This window comes from Flavobacterium sp. (assembly GCF_036515215.1).
Classification (GTDB): domain Bacteria; phylum Bacteroidota; class Bacteroidia; order Flavobacteriales; family Flavobacteriaceae; genus Flavobacterium.
In genome coordinates, this window is sequence record NZ_DATBVQ010000060.1 from 32,107 (window position 1) to 48,578 (window position 16,472).

Sequence of the window (16,472 nt, forward strand, 5' to 3'; positions counted from 1 at the left end):
TTTTATTTTGCCCCTACAAATCATTTCAAATGTTATATTTTTATAAAAAAGTAGATATGAATCCTTCCCTTAAATTTTGCTTGTTAATTGGTTTGTTTTCATCGTGTATTTCTTGTAAAGCGCAAGTTCATGTTCCTTCAAATGAGGCAACTTACAAAACAGTCGTAAACGACACGACCTTTGTTAACCTGAAAGACTACAGCGGCGATTTCGTGTACGATATGAAATATGCTACCGAGGATAATTTTTTGAAAGCTAAGGTATACGATTGCTCCGAATGTTATTTGCGTATGAAAACGGTAAATGCTTTGATTGAGGCCAATAAGGAATTTGTCAGAAGAGGATATAGGATTAAACTTTTTGATTGCTACAGGCCTTTGGACATTCAAAAAAAGATGTGGAAAATTGTCTCAAATCCCATATATGTAGCTGATCCCGCAAAAGGATCGATTCACAATAGAGGAGGGGCGGTGGATATAACTTTGGTTGATGCAGCAGGAAAAGAGCTCGATATGGGGACAGCTTTCGATTTTTTTGGGATTGAAGCGAGTCATAATTACACTAATCTTTCTGAGACAATTATAGAAAACAGGAGACTGCTGAAAAGTGTGATGACAGCGACTGATTTTAACTCCTTTGACTCTGAGTGGTGGCATTATAACTTAAAATCAGCGTTGAATGACAAACTATCGAATGTGAAATGGGATTGTGACTAATTACATAATACATCGCAAATTATCCATAAAATAAGTTTCTGGCTCATATACCTGATTGTCTAACTCTGATCTGAAAGTTTTCTTAATCACGTAATCTTCTGTTTCGGTCAAATATTTAATCCTCATTAAGGACATGGGAGAACTTTTTAACTCTTCCAGGCTTCCTTTCATAAACATAAAATTACCGATAGTTAGTCGATTGTCAAAATTTTTATCGTCGCGAATCATGGTGCCGCAATTTTCCGCATCAATATGAACTAAGGTTATTATTTTTCCATTGTTTAACTGTAAAAATAATTTTGAATTTTTATCAAAACAATTTGCTTTCAAAAAGCCTTTGCTCTTTTGGATAAGTTGGACATTTAAGGTTGGCAGACCGTCCGTTAATTCTAGTGAAAAAAAGATAAAATCGGAATTACCGGCAAAATTTTTCTCGCAAATCATATAGGTCTTGGTCGATTTATAATCGCCTATGGAATCAGAAACGTTTACGCTATATTCACATGGTTTTTGCGCAAATGCACTTAAGCTTAAAAGAAAAAAGGCTACTATAATTAACTGTTTCATTTTATTATATTTTGGTGCAAATTAAAACTATTTTATTGTTATTTTCATCAGTTGAAAAGAAACAATACAGATTTCCGCCTTGTTTAATTTTCCATTTTTTTCGGATATTTTCAACCGTATCCGGAAAATTTCTGGTTGTAATGTTTGCTTTTTTGTTTTCCAAAAAGGTTTTCATGTCAGTTTTGCTGTACGGGATACAATTTTGAATTTCAAAAGCCCTTCCGGGGAACGGAATTAGATTTGTAGAAGTATATAAATGGGAATGTTTGTGAAGTTTATCTAGGTTGTAAAACAATCCCACTTCGTCAAAACCTCCTGATTTCATGATGGCGCTGTTGGGTTCGTAAAGATATTTTTGGGGTAAGCCATAGTTTGGCGTTTTGTCATTTTCATTCAAGATAAAATCAAAGGTCTCCGTTTTTTCCTTTAGCAGGTTGACGGTCTTAATGGTAACCTTTGAATTGTAATTGGAGTGCAATTCCCATAGAAGCTCTTTTACTTCATTTTCTAATGCAACAATGTGAATCGTTTTTACATTTTTAAGCTCTGATAGTCCAGCCGAAATATCGAGTAGCGGCGCTGTCTTTACGAGTATGGAATCCGTACTGTTAAAGTAGCAATCAAGATTTTCAGGAACGTTTGGCAGGCAGTCCTTAAGCATGAATACTTTGCCTTTGGCATCGTTTCGCCTAGAAGGATCAATATAGATCCAGTCCCATTTTTTATTTAATGTTGCTAAAGTCGATGAGCTATCTCCTGCGTGGCATGTAATGTTGTTTGCTTTTAATTGTTCGAAATTGTGCCTGACTATTATAGAGAGTTCAGAATTGATTTCGCAATGGGCGACCGCTTTTATTTTTTTGGAAAAGTAAAAATCATCCACGCCAAAACCACCGGTCAAATCGATAAGTGATTCTCCTGAAACAAGCGATGCTTTATAGGAAGCGGTTTTTTCCGAAGAGGTTTGCTCTATTGATATTTTACTGGGAAAAACAATGTTTTTTGTGGCAAACCAGTTCGGTAATTTGTCCTTTGCCTTTGCTTTAGCTTCAATTTGGTTCAATATAGATATCCATTTCGCATTTGGAAATGGGTTTTTTTGAAGAGCCAAAGTTGAAATTCGTTTGTCGACATTATCATTAATAAACGCTTGAATTTCGGGATTTAGTATCGTCAAATCCAAAATCATAGTTTTTTAGTTAATAGGCGAATCAGCGTGTTCTCTGGGAAAAATTCTTTTCCGATTACCTTTATAATCGTGTAAAAGGGGACGGCAACAATCATTCCTAATATACCAAAAAGGTAACCGGCTATCAAAATCACCAGAAATATTTCCAGAGGATGTGAACTGACACTCTTGGAAAAAATGATCGGTTGTGAGAAATTGTTGTCGATGATTTGCACAATCCAGAATCCAATTAAAACGTAGATTGTGGTAGGTAAAATTTCGGATTGGAAATCACTTCCCAAATTACTCATCATTGTTAAAATGGCGGCTAACACGGACGCTATTAATGGACCAATGTATGGAATAATGTTTAGCAAAGCACATAAAAAGGCTATGATAACGGCATTAGGAATGCCAAAAATTACTAAAACAATCAGGTATAAAAGAAATACAATAAACAATTGCAGCAGCAAACCGATGAAATAACGAGATAACAAGTAATTGATTTTATCCAAAGAATTCAAAATTTTATCTTCATGACTGTCAGGGATTAGTTTCCTGGCCCCTTTCATAAATACGACGCGATCTTTTAAAAAGAAAAAAGTTATAAATAGCACGGCGCCTAATCCTATCCCAAAGCTGCTGATTGTGCTAAGGATTGCATTTAAAAAATTAGGGATGAGGTTAAAGTTTATTTTAGAGGTAATATTAGCTTCTTTTAACATTTCTGAGGAATCAATATGATAGCTCTCCAAAAACAAGGCGAATTGATTCAGTAACTGCCCAATATTTTTTTCGATTTCAGCGGTATTAAGAAGTGATAAATTTTCCCCTTGTGCTAAAATCAGTGGAATAAACATCATGATGAATCCCAGGATAATGAGTATGAATACGACAACGGTTGCAATGGTCGCGAAAAGATGATTAAATTTTAACCGCTTTTTGAAAAAATGTAAAATGGGAAGCCCAATCAATGTTAGGATAAGTGAAACGGCCAAATAGATCAGCACAGTCTGGATTTTATAGAAAAAGAATAAAACTAAACTGCTTACTACGACTGTTAATAATGCGCGAAGAATCCCATTTGAAATGGTTTTTGATGTAATCATAGCATAAAGTGTATTTGCGGATAAAGATAAAAAAACTCGTTAATATGCAACGAGTTTTTCAAGCCTAATGTCAGATGCTCTCTCTTAAAATAAACATTGTAAAAAAATACCCGCTAACAAGTAGCGGGTATATAAAATAGATGTTTTTTTTTAATTAGATACCGAAACCGGATCTAGCACCTCCAGAAACAAATAGAGCTGACATTCTTGATTTTTGACCTTCAGTGAACATATACATTCCTCTATCGTCAGTATAATCCATGTAGTTCATCGTCATTTCGTTGTGATCGGGTAAACAAGTACTTACGTAAGGATATGTTGGCACTCCGAAATTAGAAGTTTTGTGAACAGGAGTGTCAGAAACAAAATCGTTTCCACAAGAAGCATCACCCCAAATGTGTCTTAAGTTCATCCAGTGACCTACTTCGTGGCTTGCTGTTCTTCCTAAATTGTATGGATAAGCTGCTCCATCAGACACTCCAAAATAATTGGAATCGATAACTACTCCATCAGTTGCGCTAGATCCTCCAGGAAATTGGGCATAACCCAAGATTCCGCCACCAATGGTACAAGCCCACATATTAAGTGTCGTTTCAGGTGAGGTAGGATTGATTCCGCCTCTTTTGGCATTTTTCATCACATCTCTGGTTCCCCAAGACGTTTTTTTGGTTGATTTTCTAACAATATTTACAAGTTCGAAAGTGATTCCAACATTTGCGGCAACTCCAGCAAATTCGGAAGGTACGCTATTGAAATCAGGGTTGGTAGCGGTAAAATCTTCATTAAGGACATCAATTTGAGATTGTATTTGGGCATCAGAAATATTTTCTGCCGCAGTCCTGTACAAAACATTCACTACCACCGGGATTACAATTTTCCCATTCACTAAACGATTGGTTAACATCGCTTTTTGGGTAAAGGCTTCAATTTGGTTCATTCTCAAAGCTAAAGTGGGATCAGCTTTCATTTGCTCTGCTAACACATCTTGTGCAGCGCAGCCTCTTTTTGAAACTGCATTTGTTGCAGAAGTTGTAGCTTCTGTCTGGTCATTTTGACACGAAAAAAGCATCATAAATGCCATGGCGGATAAAAAGATTTTTTTCATAATAATTTGTTATAAATTTTGGTATTTGGTTAATAGTGGGGCAATTATATAACAATTTAATGGTTTTTTAAAATTATTGTCACAAAAAAAGAAAATCTTAGTACCGTCATTTGGCTATTTTTTGTTAATAAAGGGAATGAAAAATAGGGCAGCTAAAAGCAATTTAGGAAGTAAATCCATAGACTAATAAATTGTCGTCTGCCGTAATTTTAGTTTGTAATGTTGGCTTTTTTTTATTGGCATAAGTACCACTTTATCAGGCAGATGTGTATTTTTTTGGCGCCGTTTTTTATGCTGTTGTTCTTGTGCGCGCTCAGCTGTTTGATAATTAGATGATTGCTAGTTTTTGACCTAAATACTTTGCTTACTTTTTTCTTAAAATATTGTTAATAAATAAAACAAATTATTTTTAAAAAAGAAGGGGAGACGGAAGTTTTTTTTGGAGTAACTAGAATTTAATGCAATTCTGTGTTAAAAAAATACGGCAAAACGAATGGTGAGAATTGTTGTGCAATAGTTGGGTTGCTGTAGCGATTTTTTTGAGCGAACTTAATACCCGCGGTTAATCTCTACGATATGCAATTGGGTTTAGCTAAAAGTGGATTTGTGAAGCAACTCACAGAGACAAAATAAATTAAAGTACAATTTTAGGTTTTAGAATTTGAAAAAGGACATAAAAAAACCCGCTAGCAAGTAGCGGGTTTAGAAATTCTATAGTATTTAACATTAGATACCAAAACCAGATCTAGCTCCGCCAGAAACGAACAAAGCTGACATTCTTGATTTTTGACCTTCAGTGAACATAAACATTCCTCTGTCATCAGTATAATCCATGTAGTTCATTGTCATTTCATTGTGAGCAGGCAAACAAGTACTTGCGTAAGGATATGTTGGTACACCAAAGTTAGAAGTTTTGTGAACAGGAGTGTCAGAAACTAAATCGTTTCCACAAGAAGCATCACCCCAAATGTGTCTTAGGTTCATCCAGTGACCTACCTCATGACTTGCCGTTCTTCCTAAGTTGTATGGGTAGCTAGCACCTGAGTCACTAGAAACTCCAAAATATTTACTATCAATTACCACTCCATCAGTAGCAGCAGATCCTCCAGGGAATTGAGCATAGCCTAAGATTCCACCACCAACGGTACATGACCATATGTTAAGCGTATTGCTTGGCGAAGTAGGGTTAATTCCTCCTCTTTTTGAATTTTTCATGGTGTCTCTAGTTCCCCATGAAGTTTTAGTAGTTGATTTTCTAACTACATTTACCAATTCGAAAGTAATTCCAACATTTGCGGCAACTCCGGCAAATTCAGCAGGTACAGCTGAAAAATCAGGGTTAGTTGCAGTGAAATCTTTGTTTAGAACGTCAATCTGAGATTGTATTAGAGCATCAGAGATGTTTTCAGCCGCAGTTCTGTACAAAACATTCACTACAACAGGGATTACGATTTTACCGTTTACTAAACGATTGGTTAACATCGCTTTTTGTGTAAAGGCTTCAATTTGGTTCATTCTCAATGCCAATGTTGGATCGGCTTTTAATTGTGCGTCTAGTACATCTTGAGATGCACAACCACGTTGCGCCACTGCAGCAGTTGACAAATCGGTAGAATCTGTTTGGTCATTTTGACAAGAAAACAACATCATAAATGCCACTGCGGATAAAAGAACTTTTTTCATAATTGATTGGGGTATTTGTTAAATAAACTTGCTTTGGTTAATTATGCCGCAATTTTATAACAAAAGAATTAAAAAAAAAATTTTTTTTATGAAATTTTTTTAAAAAAATTAACAGAAAATTAAGAGGGCTTATTTGGCGCGCTTTTGCGAAGAAAGACGAAAAATTATTTATTTTTTTTAACGAGTTAATTCTTATAATTTATAAATTTGAAACACCTGGTATTCCATAAACAATTTTAATTGACAGTTGAACAAGTTCGGAAGAAAGGCTTTGCCGCCGGTTATGTTTTTTCAATTATTGTGCGGCAAGCCACTAGGGATATGTCGTAAAAATTTATTTCTTCGATTTAGATAGTTTTTTGTTGAATTCTTAGAACTCCTATTTCACTAATTGGTTAGTGGTTTAGTTTCATTTGACATTTGGTAGATAAAAGATAGCCTGCGGTAAGAGTTGTTAGTGTTGGATAACATATTGCCCTTAAATAAATGGCGATATCAGGTCAATCATTATTTCTTTAAAAAAAAACTGTAGTGGGGAATTATTTCGATCAGGTGACCTTTTTTTAAAAAGGTCCTTTTTTGGTTTTTATAGGTGTAAAATATTCAATTATTAAAAATATAGTTGATAATGTTGGCACCCATTTTTAGGGCTTTTTCGCGAACTAAAGTTGGGTCGTTGTGTACTTCGGGGTCTTCCCAGCCGTCACCTAAATCGCACTCGAACGTATAAAGTAATACGAGCCTATTGTCAGAAAAAATTCCGAATGCCTGCGGGCGTTTGCCGTCATGTTCATGTATTTTGGGTAACCCATTAGTAAAAAGAAATGGTTTTTGAAAGATGGCGTGATTAGCGGGTATTTCTATCAAGTCATTATTTGGGAATATTTTCTTTATCTCTTTCCGAATGTATTGGTCCATCCCGTAATTGTCATCAATGTGAAGAAAACCACCCGAAAGCAGGTATTTGCTTAGATTAGCTGTCTCAGCGTCGCTAAAAACAACGTTCCCATGACCAGTCATATGCACGAATGGATAGGAAAAAAGATCTGGACTCCCCGGCTCCACGTTAGCTGGTTTGACTTTGATGCGGGTATTGATGTTAGAATTGCAATATTTGATCAAATTGGAAAGTGACGTCGGATTGGCATACCAATCCCCACCGCCACCATATTTTACCAATGCGATTTCTTGAGAAAATGAAGTGATAGAGATTAACAGTAAAACTGAATATATTCTTTTCATAATTCTTTTTTAAATGGGATTACTCTTCATTAAAGAAAACGACGCTGTGACAGGCTACTATAGCTGCAGTTTCTGTTCTCAGCCTTGTATTTCCCAATGATACGGGGATAAATTGTTTTTCAATTGCCAAATCGATTTCCTTCTCTGAAAAATCACCTTCCGGGCCTATAAGTAAGGTAACGCTTTGATTTGCTGCTAAAACAGATTTCAATGTTTTCTTATCCGTTTCTTCGCAATGCGCGATCAACAGTAAACCTTCGTTTTCGCGTTTTAAAAATTCTTTAAAAGTAATTGCTTCGTTTAATTTTGGAAGATATAGTTCGTTGGACTGTTTCATGGCGGTCAGAATAATTTTATCAAACCGCTCGTTATTGATTACTTTGCGTTCAGAACGGTCACAAATGATAGGTGTGATTTCACTGATTCCGATCTCGGTTGCTTTCTCCAGGAACCATTCGTATCTGTCATTCATTTTTGTTGGCGCAACCGCAAGATGCAAATGGAATTTTGATGCTGGTTTTTTTTCGAAGGAAATGACTTTAACGGTACATTTACTATCGGAGGCTAATGTGATTTCAGTTTCGAATAAATAGCCTGCCCCGTTCGTTACAAATAAGATATCGGTGTCTTTTTTTCGCAGTACTTTTATGATATGTTTGCTTTCCTCTTTGTCAAAAGAAAAGGTTTCAGTAGTCTCGTCGATATTTGGATTGTAAAATAATTGCATAATTTAGAATTGAATTCGTGCTTTTGAAACCACTGCTGCAGTTTCGAATTTTTGGGATAAAAACTTTTGATAACCTACAATTCCAATCATTGCAGCATTATCGGTGGTGTATTCGAATTTTGGTACAAATGTTTTCCATCCGTATTTTTGTTCGGCTTCTTTCAGGGTTTTCCTAATACCGGAATTGGCTGATACACCTCCGCCAATAGCGATTTGCTTTATGCCGGTTTCTTTTACGGCTAATTTTAATTTGTCCATTAAAATTTCAACTATCGTATGTTGAATAGAGGCGCAAATGTCCGCTAGATTCTCCTCTATAAAGTTGGGGTTCTCCAATTTTTTCTTTTGTACAAAATAAAGAATGGCCGTTTTTAGGCCTGAAAAACTGAAATTCAATCCGGGCACTTTGGGTTTTGTAAACGCAAAGGCCTTTGGATTCCCCAATTGCGCGTGCTTGTCAACCAGTGGCCCTCCAGGATAGGGCAGTCCGAGTATTTTTGCACTTTTGTCAAAAGCTTCACCCACGGCATCATCCGTTGTTTCTCCGATAATGGTCAAGTCAAAATAATCATTCACTTTGACGATCTGCGTGTGGCCGCCACTTATCGTTAGCGCCAAAAAAGGGAAACTCGGCTTTTCATATCCTTCTTCAACAATAAAATGGGCTAATATATGGGCATGCATATGATTGACCGCAATAAGCGGGATTTCGAGGGCTAAAGCCATTGATTTAGCAAAGGAACTTCCCACAAGGAGTGACCCCATTAATCCCGGACCCTGAGTAAATGCTATCGCTGACAACTGCTCTTTTTTAATATTGGCGCTGCGAAGTGCGGCATCGATCACGGGAACAATATTTTGTTGATGTGCACGTGAGGCCAATTCTGGAACGACACCGCCATATTGTGTGTGAATCAATTGATTTGCAACAACATTTGACAGTACTTTATCGTTATGTAATACGGCTGCCGCCGTGTCATCACAGGAACTTTCGATAGCTAAAATAAAAACCTCTGTATTTTGCATAAAAGGGCACAAATTTTGAATTATATTTGACGTGCCGCTTTAATTTTTTTATTTTTACGGCGCAGCCAAAATTAAAGAATTTTTATTAAAGGTGCCGCTCTTTCCTTGGGCAAAATAATTAATTAAAAAATATAATAACTTTAGGTATCAAAAAATTCGTTAAAATAATTTTCCGCGTTATTCTGGGGCTTATCCTGCTATTATTGGCACTCGGTATTGCTCTTTCTTTGCCTTTCATTCAGACTAAAATAGCGATACATTTCACAAACAGTATTAACAAAGATTACGGAACTAATATTGCTATTGAAGGAGTTAGGGTCTCTGTTTTTGGCGGTGTGAAATTTAAGAATGTCTTAATTTTGGATCATCATAAAGATACACTAATTTATTCTAAAATTATTAACACCAACATTTTAGAAGGTAAAAAAATATTAGATGGTGATTTGATTTTTGGGAATATACGTTTAGATGGCTTGTTGTTTAACTTGAAAACCTACAAGGGCGAAAAAGAAACCAATATTGATAAATTCATCAATGCTTTTAACACTGGAAAACCGTCAGGAAAACATTTTTTACTGAAAGCAAATCGGGCATACATTTCAAATGGACATTTTATCTTGAGCGATGAGAATAAGAAAAATCCCAAAGAAGTCGACTTAACCAGACTGAATGCAAGCATCAGCGATTTCCTGTTATATGGCCCTGCCGTAAAAACAACCATTAATAGAATGTCGTTTCAAGACCATCATGGTTTGTATGTGGTGAATTTGAGCTCTAAGTTTAGCTACACCAAAAAAAGTATAAAGCTTGAAGCTCTTGATTTATCCACTAAGGAATCAAAATTTAATGGGGATGTCTTTTTAAACTACAACATCGAGGATTTTTCGGGTTTTACTGACAGGGTCAAGTTTGATATACAGATTAATTCTTCAAAATTGGCTTCTAATGACATTAGATATTTTTACAATGAATTAGGCAAAAATCAATTTTTCACAATCAAAGCAAGCATTAAGGGCCCCCTAAATAATTTAAATATCACAAAGTTAAGGCTCGTTGATTCCAATAATTCTCAAATAATAGGTAATGTAAACTTCAAAAATATTTTCGGGAATGACGAACAAAAATTTTTCATGGACGGAAATTTCGAGAAAATTTCAAGCAGCTATGAAAAATTGGCGCGTTTGCTTCCAAATGTATTGGGCAAGAAATTGCCCAAAGAGTTGAAGAAATTTGGGAATTTCATCTTAATCGGTAATTCGCAGTTGAGTGCGACTGAACTTGATGCCGATTTCTCTATGGATACCGAGTTGGGAAAAGTGCAATCGCAATTGGAGATGAAACGTATCGATTTTATCGATAAAGCTTCATATACGGGTAATATTGTTTTGGAAGATTTTGATATAGGAACTTTATTGGAGCGGGAAGATTTGGGCAAAATCACAATGAACATTGACGTCGATGGTATAGGGTTCACTGAAAAATATCTGAATACGGCCATAAAAGGGGATGTTAGCAAAATAGATTTCAAGGACTATACCTATAATAATCTAGTGCTAAACGGGAACTTTAAGGCTCCCAATTACAAGGGACAAATTTCTGTAAACGACCCGAATCTTACCATGAATTTTGATGGGCTGTTGGACTTGAGTAATAAGGACAATAAATATGATTTCCATATCAATGTTGAGAACGCCGACTTGCACAAGTTAAAGCTGGTTAAGGATTCCGTTTCGGTTTTTAAAGGGGACGTGATTGCTCAGGTCAGCGGTAACACAATTGACAACCTGCAGGGAAACATCTACATTACAAAAACATCGTACCAAAATGAAAAAGACACCTACAGTTTTGACGACTTTAATATAAATTCAAGTTTTGATCAAGATCGGGTACGTACGATTACCGTAAATTCTCCTGATATCGTTCAAGGGGAAATTGTGGGTAAATTTCAGTTCGACCAGTTAGGCAATTTGGTTAAGAATTCTTTGGGCAGTTTATATACAAATTTCAAACCCAACAAGGTAAATAAAGGGCAGTTTTTAAAGTTTAATTTCACCATTTATAATAAAATCATCGAAATATTTTATCCTGAAATTTCCATTGGATCAAATACAGTCGTAAAAGGGAATATTAAATCTGATATTCAGGAGTTTAAAGTCAATTTTAATTCTCCACAGATTATCGCTTCGCAAAACACATTCGATAATATCCGTGTATCCATCGATAATAAAAACCCGCTCTACAACGCCTATTTAGAGTTAGACAGCATCAAAACCAAATACTATAAAATTCGTGATTTCAGCTTGATAAATGTAACCATGAAAGACACCTTGTTTTTTAGGTCTGAATTTAAAGGAGGACCGCAAGGGGAGGATTATTTCAATCTGAATTTATACCATACGATAAACAAGAAGAATGAAAATGTAGTAGGTATCAACAAATCCGAGATGAGATTTAAAGATTATCTATGGTATTTGAATGAAAATGAAACTCCAAACAATCAGATCGTTTTCGACAAGTCTTTTGAGAATTTCAATATCGATGACATTATACTGTCACATGAAAATCAAGCCATATCGCTTAAGGGGACTATAAAAGACAAAATAAATAAGGATTTGAAATTAAGTTTTAAGGATGTGGATTTATTTAAAATCACGCCCGAAAGCAGCGGGTTTGTATTTAACGGAAATATAAACGGTGCTGTTAATTTCAAGCAAAATAACGAAGTCTATAAACCAACCGCCTCATTAGTCATTGATCATTTAAACATTAATAAAACCGATCTGGGAGTTTTTAAATTCGATATTGAAGGGGACCAAAACCTGGAGAAATTTACCATAAACTCTTTTATGGAAAATGAAAATATAGAATCCTTTAACGCCTATGGGAATTTCAAGATTGTAAATAAGGAAACGGTTCTGGATATGAATTTGAAGTTGGCCAAATTCAATTTGGGCGTATTAAGTTCATTAGGAGGGGATGTAATATCTAACATTAGAGGACTGGTCACAGGAAACGCGACAATCAAGGGAAATGTAAACAAACCGGACATTAGCGGACGCCTTTACGTAGATGATGCAGGTTTGACAATTCCTTATCTAAATGTGGATTATGAGCTGGCTGACCGATCAGTTATTGATCTGGCCGATGAAAGGTTTTTGTTTAGAAACAATACGCTGACCGATTCAAAATTTGGCACCAAGGGAACGCTAAATGGAAATATTGAACATAATAATTTTGCGGACTGGAAATTAGACTTATCTGTTGATTCCAAAAGGTTGCTGGTACTCGATACAAAAGATAAAGAAGATGCCGCATACTATGGTACTGCATTTATTGATGGTAGTGCAACTATTAAAGGCCCCACCAACGGTCTTTTTATTAAGGTAGAGGCAAAATCCGAAAAAGGCACCGAGGTTAAAATACCCATTAATTCCGCCGAGAGTGTCAGCGAGAACGCTTTTGTGCATTTTTTGACCGAAAAAGAAAAGTACAACATAAAGATGGGAATCGTTGAGGATACCCGAAGATATAAAGGACTCGAATTAGAATTCGATCTTGATATCACTCCTGATGCCGAAATTGAAGTGATTTTAGACAGGAATTCAGGGCATGGAATGAAAGGAAAGGGTTTTGGTTCCTTATTGCTTAAAATCAACACATTAGGGAAGTTTAATATGTGGGGTGATTTCCAGGCGTATGAAGGAAGCTATAACTTCAAATATGGAGGGCTTATAGACAAGAAATTTGATGTCAGAAAAGGTGGCTCCATAATATGGGAAGGGAATCCAATGAAAGCGCAATTGAATTTGGAGGCGGTGTATAGAACCATCGCTAACCCTGCAGTTTTATTGGATAACTCCTCTTTTAACAGGAAAGTGCCAGTGGAAGTGATCATCGGAATTCATGGTGATTTGGCCAGTCCGGAACCTGATTTCAATATCGAGTTCCCTACGGTCAGTAATGTTTTGAAGTCAGAGATTCAATATAAACTGAATGATAAGGACGTTAGACAAACACAAGCGCTGTATTTATTATCCTCGGGAGGTTTTTTAAGTTCTGAAGGGGTGAGTCAGTCTGATTTTTCGGGAAGTCTGTTTGAAACGGCTTCGAGTTTATTGGGCGGAATAATCCAGTCGGATAATGAAAAGTTTAAGGTCGGACTTAATTACATATCGGCTGATAGAAGGATAGGAAGAGAAACGGACGGTAGATTTGTGGCGACCATTTCTTCGAAAATTAATGAAAGGATAACGATAAACGGGAAGGTAGGGGTTCCATTTGGAGGGATAAATGAGTCCGCAATTGTAGGGGATTTAGAAATTCAATACAGGGTAAATGAAGACGGAACACTAAACTTGCGTATGTTCAATAGGGAAAACGACATTAATTATATAGGACAGGGAATCGGTTATACTCAAGGAATTGGTGTTTCGTATGAGGTCGATTTCGATACCTTCAAAGAACTGGTCAACAAAATATTCAAAAACCACATATTAGGTTCTGAAAAAGCGGCTACTGACCAATTTCAAGATTCGAACTTAGCTCCAGAGTACATTAATTTTTCGCAACCTAAAGGTCCGATGCCTGAAAATCCCAAGAAAAATCAGGAAGCTATAATACCGGAGGAAGACTAGCTTATTTTAGGGATTGATATTATTGCGTAATTTAGCAGCTTGTTAAGTCATTTTAATGTTGCATAGCGCTCGGAATAATCGACGGACTGCCTTTTTTTCTTTCAAAAAAGACAGCTTACACATACTTCTCCCGTTTTTCATGCTCGCAAAAAAGGAAGTTTGCACACCCAATTCGTATTTTTTAATAGCTGTCGCCAAAATCCAGAGGTTATTGCCTTGAATTAGTTAATTATCAAATAAAAATTAGAAAAATTAACTTTTGTTAAAAAAAACGGTTCTTTTTTTGATTTTAATAAAACTTATTAACGAAAACGTTTGAATTTAGTCCGCTTAACTAAATTAGTAAAAACATAACGCTAAAAGTGCAATATGTTTGCTAATTTTACACTTTAACACTTAAATAATGCCAAAAACAATAAAAAAAGTAGGGGTTCTTACTTCAGGTGGGGATTCGCCCGGAATGAATGCCGCAATTAGGTCGGTCGTTCGAACTTGCGCTTACCATAACATAGAATGCATAGGAATTTATAGGGGATATCAGGGAATGATTGAAGGTGACTTCAAAGAAATGGGACCTCGAAGTGTGAATAATATTGTCAATAAAGGCGGTACGGTTTTAAAGTCGGCTCGTTCTCTTGAATTTAAAACTCCAGAAGGCAGAAAAAAAGCGCACGCACATCTTGTGAAAGCAGGAATAGAAGCTTTGGTGGTAATTGGAGGAGACGGGACATTTACCGGAGGTATGATCTTTAATGCGGAGTTTGATTTTCCGGTAATGGGAATACCGGGAACTATCGACAATGATATATATGGGACCAGCCATACTTTAGGGTATGATACAGCCTTGAATACGGTGGTGGAAGTGATCGATAAGATTAGAGACACAGCCAGTTCACATAACAGATTGTTTTTTGTGGAAGTTATGGGTAGAGATGCGGGGCATATTGCTTTGAATGCAGGAATAGGTGCGGGAGCCGAAGAAATTTTAATACCTGAGGAAGATTTAGGCTTAGAGAGATTACTGGATTCATTACAAAAAAGTAAGGCTTCAGGGAAATCTTCAAGTATCGTGGTAATCGCAGAAGGCGATAAAATTGGTAAAAACGTATTTGAATTAAAAGATTACGTAGAGGCAAATTTACCTGAATATGACGTGAGAGTTTCCGTTTTAGGCCATATGCAACGTGGTGGTTCCCCGTCTTGTTTTGATAGGGTTCTGGCCAGTAGGTTAGGTGTGAAGGCGGTCGAGTCATTATTAGAAGGAAAATCAAATTATATGGTTGGTTTGCAAAATGATAAGGTGACATTGACGCCGCTGGAACAAGCAATAAAAGGTAAAACTGAAATTGATAGAGAATTATTGAGAGTTTCGGACATAATGTCAACATAAAAAGAAATTGAAGTTTATTGTGAGGAAATTAGACTTTGAATAAGTTAAACAATAACAAAAATTAAAAAAGATGTCAAAAGTAAAATTAGGAATAAACGGTTTTGGTAGAATAGGAAGAATTGTTTTCAGAGAATCTATTAACAGAGATAATGTAGAGGTTGTGGCAATAAATGATTTATTAGATGTAGACCATTTAGCGTACTTGTTAAAATATGATTCAGTTCACGGACGTTTTAATGGAACAGTTGAAGTTAAAGAAGGACAACTTTTTGTAAACGGAAAAAACATCCGTATTACTGCAGAAAGAAATCCTGCTGACTTGAAATGGAATGAGGTTGATGTTGATGTAGTGGCCGAGTGTACTGGTTTTTTTACTACAATTGAAACTGCAAATGAGCATATCAAAGGTGGTGCAAAAAAAGTGATTATTTCTGCCCCATCCGCTGATGCGCCTATGTTTGTAATGGGTGTAAATCATGAAACTGCAAAAGCTTCTGATTTGATCGTTTCTAATGCTTCTTGTACAACGAACTGTTTAGCGCCATTGGTTAAGGTTATAAATGACAATTTTGGAATTGTTGAGGGTTTAATGACTACTGTTCATGCTACCACTTCGACTCAAATGACAACTGACGGGCCTTCCAAAAAAGATTGGAGAGGTGGACGTGCTGCTTCATGCAACATCATCCCATCTTCTACGGGAGCTGCTAAAGCAGTAGGAAAAGTAATTCCTGAATTGAACGGGAAATTGACAGGAATGTCTATGCGTGTTCCTACAGTAGACGTTTCCGTGGTCGACTTAACTGTAAAAGTAGCGAAAGAGACTTCTTATGAAGAAATTATGGCAGTGTTGAAAAGCGCATCTGAAACTACAATGAAAGGTATCTTAGGATACACTGAAGATTTAGTAGTGTCTCAAGATTTCGTTTCAGATCCTAGAACATCTATTGTTGATGCCAATGCAGGAATCGGATTGAACTCTACTTTTTTCAAAATCATATCTTGGTATGATAATGAATACGGTTACTCAAGTAAATTGATCGATTTATCCGTGCATGTTGCAGGATTGAAATAACAGAATATTTTTACAAAATCCCGTTATTAT

General features: G+C 36.1%; 12 protein-coding genes. 4 read left to right on the forward strand and 8 right to left on the reverse strand.

Going from position 1 to position 16,472, the window contains the following annotated elements:
* The first annotated feature begins 56 nt into the window (after positions 1-56).
* A complete protein-coding gene (locus VIH09_RS04550) occupies positions 57-716 on the forward strand; it encodes a M15 family metallopeptidase (protein WP_331578340.1) in 660 nt (219 codons plus the stop codon).
* On the opposite strand, the gene VIH09_RS04555 is transcribed toward VIH09_RS04550, so the two are convergent.
* The 8 genes from VIH09_RS04555 to tsaD all read right to left on the reverse strand — a co-directional run bounded on the left by VIH09_RS04555 (position 717) and on the right by tsaD (position 9,343).
* Entirely contained in the window at positions 717-1,283 is a 567-nt protein-coding gene (locus VIH09_RS04555) for a hypothetical protein (RefSeq protein ID WP_331578342.1), read from the reverse strand.
* Positions 1,284-1,287: 4 nt separating this feature from the next.
* A complete protein-coding gene (locus VIH09_RS04560; RefSeq protein WP_331578344.1) occupies positions 1,288-2,466 on the reverse strand; it encodes a THUMP-like domain-containing protein in 1,179 nt (392 codons plus the stop codon).
* Between the two features lie 2 nt (positions 2,467-2,468).
* Positions 2,469-3,560, reverse strand: coding sequence for an AI-2E family transporter (locus VIH09_RS04565; RefSeq protein ID WP_331578346.1), 1,092 nt, complete (start codon positions 3,558-3,560; stop codon positions 2,469-2,471).
* 154 nt (positions 3,561-3,714) lie between these two features.
* On the reverse strand, positions 3,715-4,665 hold the full coding sequence (locus VIH09_RS04570) for a zinc metalloprotease (RefSeq protein WP_331578348.1): 951 nt from the start codon (positions 4,663-4,665) through the stop codon (positions 3,715-3,717).
* A 726-nt stretch (positions 4,666-5,391) separates the two neighbouring features.
* Positions 5,392-6,348, reverse strand: a complete 957-nt coding sequence (locus VIH09_RS04575) for a zinc metalloprotease (protein ID WP_331578350.1) — start codon at positions 6,346-6,348, stop codon at positions 5,392-5,394.
* 603 nt (positions 6,349-6,951) lie between these two features.
* Entirely contained in the window at positions 6,952-7,590 is a 639-nt protein-coding gene (locus VIH09_RS04580; RefSeq protein WP_331578352.1) for a DUF4159 domain-containing protein, read from the reverse strand.
* A 19-nt stretch (positions 7,591-7,609) separates the two neighbouring features.
* Entirely contained in the window at positions 7,610-8,317 is a 708-nt protein-coding gene (locus tag VIH09_RS04585; protein WP_331578354.1) for a 16S rRNA (uracil(1498)-N(3))-methyltransferase, read from the reverse strand.
* A gap of 3 nt (positions 8,318-8,320) precedes the next feature.
* Positions 8,321-9,343 carry a tRNA (adenosine(37)-N6)-threonylcarbamoyltransferase complex transferase subunit TsaD gene (gene tsaD / locus VIH09_RS04590; protein ID WP_331578356.1) on the reverse strand — a complete coding sequence of 341 codons (1,023 nt, stop codon included), beginning with the start codon at positions 9,341-9,343 and terminating at the stop codon, positions 8,321-8,323.
* 203 nt (positions 9,344-9,546) lie between these two features.
* Here tsaD and VIH09_RS04595 point away from each other — a divergent pair, with 203 nt between their 5' ends.
* The 3 genes from VIH09_RS04595 to gap all read left to right on the forward strand — a co-directional run bounded on the left by VIH09_RS04595 (position 9,547) and on the right by gap (position 16,442).
* Positions 9,547-13,977: a translocation/assembly module TamB domain-containing protein gene (locus tag VIH09_RS04595; protein WP_331578358.1), complete on the forward strand. Its 4,431-nt coding sequence runs from the start codon at positions 9,547-9,549 to the stop codon at positions 13,975-13,977.
* 403 nt (positions 13,978-14,380) lie between these two features.
* Positions 14,381-15,367 carry a 6-phosphofructokinase gene (gene pfkA, locus VIH09_RS04600; RefSeq protein ID WP_331578360.1) on the forward strand — a complete coding sequence of 329 codons (987 nt, stop codon included), beginning with the start codon at positions 14,381-14,383 and terminating at the stop codon, positions 15,365-15,367.
* A gap of 70 nt (positions 15,368-15,437) precedes the next feature.
* Positions 15,438-16,442, forward strand: a complete 1,005-nt coding sequence (gap, locus tag VIH09_RS04605; protein ID WP_331578362.1) for a type I glyceraldehyde-3-phosphate dehydrogenase — start codon at positions 15,438-15,440, stop codon at positions 16,440-16,442.
* The last annotated feature ends 30 nt before the right edge of the window (positions 16,443-16,472 follow it).

What these genes read in the sequence shown, in the direction of transcription:
- VIH09_RS04550 (WP_331578340.1), top strand. Translation starts at nt 57, where the DNA reads ATGAATCCTTCCCTTAAATTTTGCTTGTTAATTGGTTTGTTTTCATCG.
- VIH09_RS04555 (WP_331578342.1), bottom strand. Translation starts at nt 1,283, where the DNA reads ATGAAACAGTTAATTATAGTAGCCTTTTTTCTTTTAAGCTTAAGTGCA.
- VIH09_RS04565 (WP_331578346.1), bottom strand. Translation starts at nt 3,560, where the DNA reads ATGATTACATCAAAAACCATTTCAAATGGGATTCTTCGCGCATTATTA.
- VIH09_RS04570 (WP_331578348.1), bottom strand. Translation starts at nt 4,665, where the DNA reads ATGAAAAAAATCTTTTTATCCGCCATGGCATTTATGATGCTTTTTTCG.
- VIH09_RS04575 (WP_331578350.1), bottom strand. Translation starts at nt 6,348, where the DNA reads ATGAAAAAAGTTCTTTTATCCGCAGTGGCATTTATGATGTTGTTTTCT.
- VIH09_RS04580 (WP_331578352.1), bottom strand. Translation starts at nt 7,590, where the DNA reads ATGAAAAGAATATATTCAGTTTTACTGTTAATCTCTATCACTTCATTT.
- VIH09_RS04585 (WP_331578354.1), bottom strand. Translation starts at nt 8,317, where the DNA reads ATGCAATTATTTTACAATCCAAATATCGACGAGACTACTGAAACCTTT.
- tsaD (WP_331578356.1), bottom strand. Translation starts at nt 9,343, where the DNA reads ATGCAAAATACAGAGGTTTTTATTTTAGCTATCGAAAGTTCCTGTGAT.
- pfkA (WP_331578360.1), top strand. Translation starts at nt 14,381, where the DNA reads ATGCCAAAAACAATAAAAAAAGTAGGGGTTCTTACTTCAGGTGGGGAT.
- gap (WP_331578362.1), top strand. Translation starts at nt 15,438, where the DNA reads ATGTCAAAAGTAAAATTAGGAATAAACGGTTTTGGTAGAATAGGAAGA.